The sequence below is a fragment of the Jatrophihabitans sp. genome (assembly GCF_051960575.1).
GTDB lineage: Bacteria > Actinomycetota > Actinomycetes > Mycobacteriales > Jatrophihabitantaceae > JBQCEE01.
Genome location: NZ_JBQCEE010000428.1, coordinates 1 through 8,167 on the forward strand (window position 1 = coordinate 1; position 8,167 = coordinate 8,167).

The following is an 8,167-nucleotide window of genomic DNA, read 5'->3' on the forward strand; positions in this document are numbered from 1 at the left end:
CTGCGTCCTCAAGGGTCAGGACGACGGCTCGTGGTCGGTGTCGCTGCGCTCCCGCGGCGCCACCGACGTCTCCCGGGTCGCGATGGCTCTGGGTGGCGGCGGGCACCGGGCCGCGGCCGGCTACACGAGCCGGCTGGACCGCGAGGCCACGATGACCGCCCTCCGAGAGCAGCTGACCGGGCAGTGACCAGCACGCCGCCACGCGGCGTGCTGGCTCTGGCGGCGCCGGCCCTCGTCGTGCTCGCCGCCGAGCCGCTCTACCTGCTCGTCGACACCGCGGTGGTCGGGCATCTCGGTGCCGTGCCGCTGAGCGCGCTCGGCATCGGGGCGGCCCTGATGACGCTGCTTGCGGTGGTCGGCACCTTCGTCGAGTACGGCACCACCGGGCGGTCCGCGCGCTGGTTCGGCGCGGGTCGTCTCGACCAGGCCGTGGACGAAGGGGTGCAAGCCTCGTGGCTGGCGCTCGGCATCGGCGGGGTCATGGTGGCGGTGGGCGAGCTTTTCGCCGGGCCCCTCACCCGGCTGCTGGCGGGTGGTGCGACGGCGAACCAGATGGCCGCCGAGCACTGGTTCCGCATCGCGGTGATCGGCCTGCCCGGCGTGCTGCTCGTGCTCGCCGGCAACGGCTGGATGCGCGGTGTGCAACGCACGCGGCAGCCCGTCGTGCTGGTGCTCGTGGCCAACGGGCTGTCCGCCGTGCTGTCGCCGCTGCTCGTGTACCCGGCCGGGCTCGGTCTCGACGGCTCGGCGTGGGCCAACCTCGCGGCGCAGACCGTCGGCGCTGCGCTGTTCGTGACGGCGCTGCGGCGCGCGGCGCGGGGCGTGCGGCCGCGACCGGCGGTGATGCGGCAGCAACTGGTCGTCGGACGCGACCTGCTGGCCCGAGCGATCGCCTTCCAGGTGGCGTTCCTGTCCGCGGCGGGCGTGGCGTCGCGCATGGGCACGCCGCAGCTCGCCGCGCACCAGATCGGCCTGCAGCTGTGGGAGTTCACTGCGCTCCTGCTCGACTCGGTGGCGATCGCGGCGCAGTCGCTGGTCGGCGCTGCGCTCGGCGCGTCCGACGCGGGGCAGGCGAAACACCTCGCCGCGCAGGTCGGACGGTGGGGGCTCTGGGCCGGCGTCGGCTTCGCCGTCCTGCTCGCGGCCGGCTGGCTGGTGGTCCCGCGCCTGTTCACCCCCGACACGGCGACGCTGCACCAGGCGCACCTGCTCTGGCCGTGGTTCGTCGCGATGCTGCCGGCGGCGGGCGTGGTCTTCGCCCTCGACGGCGTGCTCATCGGCGCCGGCGACGTCGGCTTCCTGCGCACGCTGACGATCGTCGCGGCCGTCGGCGCGTTCGCCCCCATCAACCTCGCCGCGCTGCACTGGCACTGGGGGATCGGCGGGGTGTGGGCCGGGCTGACCGCGTTCATCCTCGTCCGACTCGTCGGCATGCTCACCCGGGCACGCGGCGAGCGATGGGTGGTGCTCGGTGTCTGAGCACGCAGCTCCCCGCCGGCCGCCGGCACGCGACGGGCTCGTCGTCGTCGACAAACCGGCGGGCTGGACGTCGCACGACGTCGTCGGCCGCATGCGCCGGTTGGCCCGAACGCGCAAGGTCGGGCACGCGGGCACGCTCGACCCGATGGCCACCGGCGTGCTCGTCATCGGCGTGGGCAAGGCGACCCGGCTGCTCACCCACCTCGTGCTGGCCGACAAGGCGTACACGGCGACGATGCGGCTCGGGTGTTCGACCACCACCGACGATGCCGAGGGGGAGCCGATCGCCACCGCCGACACCACACATGTTGAGGACGACGCGATTCGCGCAGCGATGCGCGAACTCGTCGGCGACATCCAGCAGGTGCCGAGCAGTGTGTCGGCGATCAAGGTCGCCGGGCAACGTGCCTACGACCTCGCCCGGCGCGGTGAGGCGGTCGAGCTCGCCGCACGGCCGGTGACGGTGAGCCGCTTCGACCCGCTAGCGGTGCGACGGGTCGACGGCTTCGTCGACGTCGACGTCGTGGTCGAGTGCTCGTCCGGCACATACGTGCGCGCGCTGGCGCGCGACGTGGGCGCCGCGCTCGGCGTGGGCGGCCACCTCACCGCACTGAGACGCACGCGGGTCGGCCCTTTCGACCTCGCCGAGGCTCGCACGCTCGACGACCTGGCGACGCTCGACGACCCGGTCACCCTGTCGCTCGCCGACGCCGTCCGCCAGGCGATGCCGGTGCGCGAGGTGGACGAGTCGGAGGCGCGGGCGCTCTCGTACGGGAAGTCGTTGCCGCCCCAGGGGATCGCCGGCACGCACGGCGCGGTCGGCCCGGACGGCGACGTCATTGCGCTGCTGCAGGAACGCGAGGGGTCGTCGCGTCCGATCGTGGTGTTCACCGCCGCCGGCTGAGGAATGCGCTCGGCAGCGCGAGACGTTGCCCTGGCATGCGAGTGGAGATCTGGTCCGACGTCGTCTGCCCCTGGTGCTACCTCGGCAAGCGCAACTTCGAGCGCGCGCTCGAGCAGCTGCCCTTCCGCGACGAGGTCGAGGTGACGTACCGCTCGTTCGAGCTCGACCCGAGTGCGCCGCACGACGAGGTGGCGCCGACCGTGCAGGTGCTCAGCCGCAAGTACGGCATGACGCCGCAGCAGGCCGAGCAGGCGCAGCAGCAGATGGAACAGCGCGCCGAACAGGCCGGTCTCACGTTCCGCATGGGTGAGCTGCACAGCGGCAACACCCTCGACGCGCACCGGTTGCTGCATCTTGCCGATGCCCGCGGACGGCAGGCCGAGCTGGTCGAAGCGCTGCACCGTGCCTACTTCACCGAGCAGCGTTCGGTGTTCGACCACGACTCGCTGACCGAGATCGCCGTCGGCGCTGGGCTCGACCGGGCCGAGGTCGTCCAGGTGCTCGGTGGGGTCGCCTACCTCGACGAGGTTCGAGCCGACGAGGAGCTCGCGCACGACTTCGGCGCCGACGGCGTGCCGTTCTTCGTGATCGATCGCAAGTACGCCGTCTCGGGCGCGCAACCGGCGGACGTGCTGGCGCAGATCCTGACCCAGGCGAAGGACGCCGCCGCCTGACTCGAGGGTGCGGGCTGCCGTGCCGGGTTTCGAGCGGAAGAAGCGTGCAGTCGGAGCAATGATCGGTGCTCAGCCGAGCGCGAGCACCTGCTGATGCAACCGCTGGACAATGTGCTCCGGGACGGTCACGGCGAAGTCCCAGGTCTCGTCGTCCTGCCCTACGAGGATCGAAACCCCTCGCTCGTCACTGACCCAGAAGACATCAGCACCGGCTGACGTGCCGACCTTCAGCGAGGACCGGTCATCCCAGCTGGCGTCGCGGATGTTGCCGAGCTGCGCGTAGTCCGCGGCGCGGGCCCAGATGTTGAGCTCCCAGCTCTCAGCCGAGAGCTTGGCGCAGACGCCGACGTCACCTGCTGCAACCTCGGCCCGTTCAACCTCGACGTCGACGTCGGTCACGTCGGCGATTCTGGCACCTCATCGCGCTCGCGGTGTCGCAGGAGCACCGGACTTCCGCACTCTGCCTGCCACGCTCGCCGGCCTGCTCCGAGGGCACTCGAAGCCGCATCGGTGAACCGTGGCGGAGCCTCCGTCGTCACGGCACCCGACCCAGGTCGGGTCTTTGGTCGGAAACCATGCAGACATGATCAATCAATGATCGAATGCGCTTCTCGCCCAGCCGGTATCGCCGAAGTCGATGCCCCGTCCGGGAGGCCCAGCCATGCCCCTCGCCCCCTCGTCCACCGTCGCCCGGCATCGTGCGGTGTTCGCCTTGCTCCTCGTCGCGGTCGCGGCGATCGCATTGTGCTTCGTTGTCGGCGCACCGACGCGCGCCGACGCAGCGACGTACCGGCAATGGACGATGCAGGGCGTGACGTTCGACGACGGCGGCGCCATGACCGGCACGGTCACCTTCGACGGCGCGAACCACATCAAGGCCTTCGACCTCACGACAAGTGGCGGGACGTTGGCGGTCTACCTCGGTGCGAGCACCCGCTACGACGCCGGCAACAGCCACCTGATCAAGGCCAACGACGGTGGCACGATCAGCGTGTTCGACGACCTCAGCCGGTACATCGAGTTGGTGTTCCCCGACACGTCGACCGCAGCGACCGGCGACAGCGTTGCGTTGTCCACCTCGTCGTTCGAGTGCACGAACTGCGGCGCGTACCGGAATGTCGCCTCGGGGTCGATGGTCGCCGGCCCCGCTTTGGTCACGCTCTCGCCGGGTTCGTTGCCCGACGCGACCGGCGGCGTTGCCTACAGCCAGACGCTGACCGCGTCGGGCGCCACCGGTCCGTACTCCTTCGCCGTGACCAGTGGCACGCTGCCCACCGGCCTCACGCTGACGAGCGCGGGCGCGCTCGCCGGGACGCCGTCCCAGTACGGCTCCGCGAGCTTCACCGTCACGGCGACAGACAGCGACGGCATCTCCGCCGACCAGGCGTACACGCTCACCGTGGCGTCCCCGACGGTCGTGCTGCCGAGCACGCTGTCGGCCGGCACCTTCGGCACGGCGTACTCACAGAGCGTCGCGGCATCGGGCGGCACTGCGCCCTACGCCTACGCGGTGAGTGCAGGCACGCTGCCGGACGGCCTGACCCTGGACGCGGCCACCGGGGCGCTCGCCGGCACGCCGACCGCCGCCGGCACCTTCAACTTCACCGTCCGAGCCACCGACTCCGGCACCGGCACCGGGCCGGTGACGGGGCAGCAGGCGTACACGCTCACGATCGGGAAGGCGACGCCGCCGCTGCAGGTCACGGCGCCGAGCACCGGTGTCGTCGGGCAGGCGGTGACCGCGTCCGTGAGCGGATCGGCGTCCGGGCTGACCGTGACCACGAGTTCGGGCAGCCCGTCGGTCTGCACCGTCTCCGGTACCACCGTCACGCTCGCGCACGTCGGCTCGTGCGAGGTGGACGCGGCCGAGACCGGCGACGCGAACCGCAACGCCGTCACGGCGAGCACGACCGTCGCAGTCGGGAAGGCCGCCACCACGACGTCGCTCGCGGTGCACCAGTCCGACCTCGCGGCCACCGTGTCCGTCAACGCACCCGGCGCCGGGACGCCGAGTGGCTTCGTGATCTTCTACGTCGACGGCCTGCCGGTCGGCCTCGCGCCGCTCTCGGGCTCGACCGCCACGCTGGCCTACTCGGTGCCGAGCGGCGCCGCCCACCAGGTCGGTGCCGCCTACTCCGGCGACGCCGACTTCCTCGGCTCGTCCGCGTCCTCGGCCCGGCACAACCCGACGATCACCGCGCGTGTCTCGAGTCCGCACGCGCGCACCGCGGCGGGCTGGTACCGCAGTCCCATCACGGTGACCTTCACGTGCACCGCGGCCACCGCGCCGCTCACGGCGCCCTGCTCGGCACCGGTGACGCTCTCGCACGACGGCGCGGGCCAGTCGGTCAGCCGCACGATCGCGGCCACCGACGGCGGCATGGCCACGGTCTCGGTCACCGACCTGAACCTCGATCAGCACCGTCCGAGCGTGCGCGTCACCGGTATTCGCAACGGCGCGACCTACGGCGGGCAGGTTCCGACGGCGCGGTGCGTCGCCACCGACACGCTGTCGGGCATCGCGAGCTGCCGCATCACGAGGCACACCAGCGGGGCGCGTACCAGCTACGTCGCCACGGCCACCGACCGCGCCGGCAACACCGCCAGCCTGCGTGGCAGCTACTCGGTGCCCGGCATCTACCTGCTCAACACCCCCTACTCGAACGGGACGTGGCAGGTGCAGCTCGGCCGCAACTACACGATCGTCGTGAGCGACAGCCGGGTGCGGCCGTACTACGTCGACGCCGCGCCGGTGCCGCAGCGGCCGCACGGCGTCGACCACGTCTTCCGCCGCATCGGCGCGAACCGGTGGGCGCTCACGGTGACGATCGAGCGATGCATGGGGCACGACCGGCTCTGGAACCTCGGCGTGGTCACCGGCCGCACGCTGCACAGCGTGCGCGTCCACACCCGCTGAGCGCGACCGGCCGTGCTGACGCGCGCGACGTGCGTCAGCATGGTCGGTCATGGACGAGTACACGGTCATCGTCGCCTCGGGTGCGCTGCGATCGCGAGACCCTGAGGCCGTACAGTTCCCGCACCGCTGGAAGAGTGTTGGCGTCACCGTCCAGGCGCCCTTCACCGGCGCGCACCTGCTGCACCTCTCGATCGCCGGCTGCGTGCTGAACGATGTGCACCGCGAGGCCGAGCGGCTCGGTGTCGAGGTGCATGGCGTGCGCGTCGTGGCTCGCGGCAGCTTCGACACGACGACCTGGCGGTCGACGGGCGTCACGTACGTGGTCGAGGTCGATGCGCCCGCCGATGCGGATGTCGCCGGGTTGCTCGCGGTCGTCGACGAGGTCGCCGAGATCCCGCAGGCGGCGCGTCTCGGCGCGCCGGTGCGACGCGCGCCGGCGTGACGGCCGGGCGACGGCCTTTAGGGTCCGCCCATGCGCATCCTCGGACTCTGCTTCGCCGGCACGGCAACGCCGCAGCGCGAGGCGATGCGGTCGTTCGTGACGGATGTGCTGGGACTGCCCCCGGTGATCGTCGGCGGCATGGGCGCGGACGCGTTCACCCTGCCCGACGGCAGCGTCTTCGCCGTCGCGTCGCCCGGCGAGATGGGGGAGACACACCGGTCGATCGGGTTCCTGGTCGACGATCTCGACGAGGCCCTCGGCGAACTCCGGGCGGCGGGCGTCGAGACCGACGACGAGGTGTCCGAGAACGACCGCATGCGCTACGCGCACTTCGTGGCGCCGGACGGCGGCGTCTACGAACTCGTCGAGCAGCGCAGGTCGGTCGTCGACGCCGAGTGACTTCGGTGCCGCAGGTCAGGCGCGGCTCGGCTGGATCACGGTGATGCCGTCGACGGTGGCGTCACCGAGCCGGGCGAGGGCGGCGGCGCCCTCGGCCAGCCCGACGCGATGCGCGACGAGGCGGGCCGGGTCGAGTTCGCCCGTGACGATGCGAGCGAGCATGGCGGGGTAGTCGAGCGCGGACATGCCGTGGCTGCCGAGCAGTTCGAGCTCGCGCGACACGGCGAGGCCGATGACCTCGGCGGCCACGACGTGGTCGCCGCCGAGCAGGCCGACCTGCACGTGGCGTCCGCGGCGGCGCAGCGACCGCACCGACGCGAGCAGTGAGTCGGCCCCGCCGATGGCGTCGATCGATGCGGCCGTACCACCGTCGGTGAGCTCGGCGACCGCGGTCGCGTCGGGCAGCGCCTGCTCGGCCCCCAATGCGAGCGCACGCTCCCGGGCCGCGGCACTGGGGTCGACGGCGATCACCCGCGCGCCGCCGGCCACGGCGATCATGACGGCTGCCAGCCCGACACCGCCGCAGCCGTGCACCGCCAGCCAGTCGCCGGGCGCGGGCCGTGCGTGCGCGACGACCGCGCGGTAGGCCGTGGCGAAGCGGCACCCGAGCGCGGCCGCCGCCACGGCGTCCAGCCCGTCGGGCAGCGCGATGACGTTGAGGTCGGCGACCGGGACGGCGACGAACTCGGCGAACGAGCCCGGATGGGTGAAGCCGGGTTGCTGCTGCCGTTCGCAGACCTGCAGGTCGCCGCGTCGGCAGGTCGGGCAGGTACCGCAGGCGCAGACGAAGGGCGCCGTGACGCGGTCGCCCACCCGCCATCGGGTCACCTCGGGTCCGACCTCCGCGACCACACCGGCGAACTCGTGCCCCGGCACATGCGGCAGCACGACGTCGGCGTCGTGGCCCATCCAGCCGTGCCAGTCGCTGCGGCACAGGCCGGTGGCCTCGACCCGCACCACGACGCCGTCTGGCGCGCACACCGGCGGCTCGAGGTCGACGACGTCGAGCGGGCCACCGAACTGCTCGTACCGCACCGCGCGCACCGCCCGAGCGTAGGCGGCGAGCTGCTGGGTAGGACCTCGGGCAGTCACCTGGACGAAGGGGAGCGGCGATGGCCGACAAGCAGGGCAAGGGCAGCGACACGGCGAAGAAGGCCAACGCCAAGGCGTCCGAGGAGGGGAAGAAGAACCCGCGGAAGTCCTCCGCGGCGCAGGCCGAGCTGGGCAAGAAGGGCGGCAAGAAGGCCGCGAAGAAGAACAAGTAGCACTGACCCCGGACGACGGACCGCCGCGCGCAACCACCCCCGGGGGCCGGCCCGCCCCGGGGTGTTTTTTAACCTTAGAAAGAAAAA

Annotated in this window: 10 protein-coding genes; 8 read left to right on the forward strand and 2 right to left on the reverse strand. The window is 72.2% G+C overall.

Annotated elements, in window-relative coordinates:
- From ACTHMS_RS24105 to ACTHMS_RS24120, 4 genes are all read left to right on the forward strand, one after another.
- Positions 1–187: DHHA1 domain-containing protein (locus ACTHMS_RS24105; RefSeq protein ID WP_440309195.1), on the forward strand; the 187-nt coding region annotated here is incomplete at its 5' end.
- Positions 184–1,479, forward strand: coding sequence for an MATE family efflux transporter (locus tag ACTHMS_RS24110; protein ID WP_440309196.1), 1,296 nt, complete (start codon positions 184–186; stop codon positions 1,477–1,479). The genes ACTHMS_RS24105 and ACTHMS_RS24110, both read left to right, overlap by 4 nt.
- Positions 1,472–2,383 carry a tRNA pseudouridine(55) synthase TruB gene (gene truB, locus ACTHMS_RS24115; RefSeq protein WP_440309197.1) on the forward strand — a complete coding sequence of 304 codons (912 nt, stop codon included), beginning with the start codon at positions 1,472–1,474 and terminating at the stop codon, positions 2,381–2,383. The genes ACTHMS_RS24110 and truB overlap by 8 nt, the downstream gene beginning before the upstream one ends.
- Positions 2,384–2,418: 35 nt before the next feature.
- Positions 2,419–3,057 (forward strand): DsbA family oxidoreductase, encoded by a 639-nt coding sequence (locus ACTHMS_RS24120; protein WP_440309198.1) that lies wholly within the window; start codon positions 2,419–2,421, stop codon positions 3,055–3,057.
- Between the two features lie 69 nt (positions 3,058–3,126).
- Here ACTHMS_RS24120 and ACTHMS_RS24125 read toward each other — a convergent pair whose 3' ends face one another.
- Complete coding sequence (locus tag ACTHMS_RS24125; protein WP_440309199.1) at positions 3,127–3,456, reverse strand: hypothetical protein; 330 nt, start codon at positions 3,454–3,456, stop codon at positions 3,127–3,129.
- 304 nt (positions 3,457–3,760) lie between these two features.
- Between ACTHMS_RS24125 and ACTHMS_RS24130 the strand changes: the two genes are divergently transcribed.
- Genes ACTHMS_RS24130 through ACTHMS_RS24140 form a run of 3 tightly spaced genes read left to right on the forward strand, consistent with a single transcriptional unit; the run spans position 3,761 to position 6,815 of the window.
- Positions 3,761–5,974: a putative Ig domain-containing protein gene (locus ACTHMS_RS24130; RefSeq protein WP_440309200.1), complete on the forward strand. Its 2,214-nt coding sequence runs from the start codon at positions 3,761–3,763 to the stop codon at positions 5,972–5,974.
- Between the two features lie 49 nt (positions 5,975–6,023).
- Positions 6,024–6,416, forward strand: coding sequence for an OsmC family protein (locus ACTHMS_RS24135; RefSeq protein ID WP_440309201.1), 393 nt, complete (start codon positions 6,024–6,026; stop codon positions 6,414–6,416).
- A gap of 30 nt (positions 6,417–6,446) precedes the next feature.
- Positions 6,447–6,815 (forward strand): VOC family protein, encoded by a 369-nt coding sequence (locus ACTHMS_RS24140; RefSeq protein ID WP_440309202.1) that lies wholly within the window; start codon positions 6,447–6,449, stop codon positions 6,813–6,815.
- A 15-nt stretch (positions 6,816–6,830) separates the two neighbouring features.
- Here ACTHMS_RS24140 and ACTHMS_RS24145 read toward each other — a convergent pair whose 3' ends face one another.
- On the reverse strand, positions 6,831–7,859 hold the full coding sequence (locus tag ACTHMS_RS24145; protein WP_440309203.1) for an alcohol dehydrogenase catalytic domain-containing protein: 1,029 nt from the start codon (positions 7,857–7,859) through the stop codon (positions 6,831–6,833).
- 68 nt (positions 7,860–7,927) lie between these two features.
- Between ACTHMS_RS24145 and ACTHMS_RS24150 the strand changes: the two genes are divergently transcribed.
- Positions 7,928–8,080, forward strand: coding sequence for a hypothetical protein (locus ACTHMS_RS24150; RefSeq protein ID WP_440309204.1), 153 nt, complete (start codon positions 7,928–7,930; stop codon positions 8,078–8,080).
- Positions 8,081–8,167 lie beyond the last annotated feature (87 nt).

Bases quoted from the DNA above. Each gene is read 5' to 3' on its own strand.
- ACTHMS_RS24120 (WP_440309198.1), top strand. From the start codon at position 2,419: ATGCGAGTGGAGATCTGGTCCGACGTCGTCTGCCCCTGGTGCTACCTC.
- ACTHMS_RS24135 (WP_440309201.1), top strand. From the start codon at position 6,024: ATGGACGAGTACACGGTCATCGTCGCCTCGGGTGCGCTGCGATCGCGA.
- ACTHMS_RS24140 (WP_440309202.1), top strand. From the start codon at position 6,447: ATGCGCATCCTCGGACTCTGCTTCGCCGGCACGGCAACGCCGCAGCGC.
- ACTHMS_RS24150 (WP_440309204.1), top strand. From the start codon at position 7,928: ATGGCCGACAAGCAGGGCAAGGGCAGCGACACGGCGAAGAAGGCCAAC.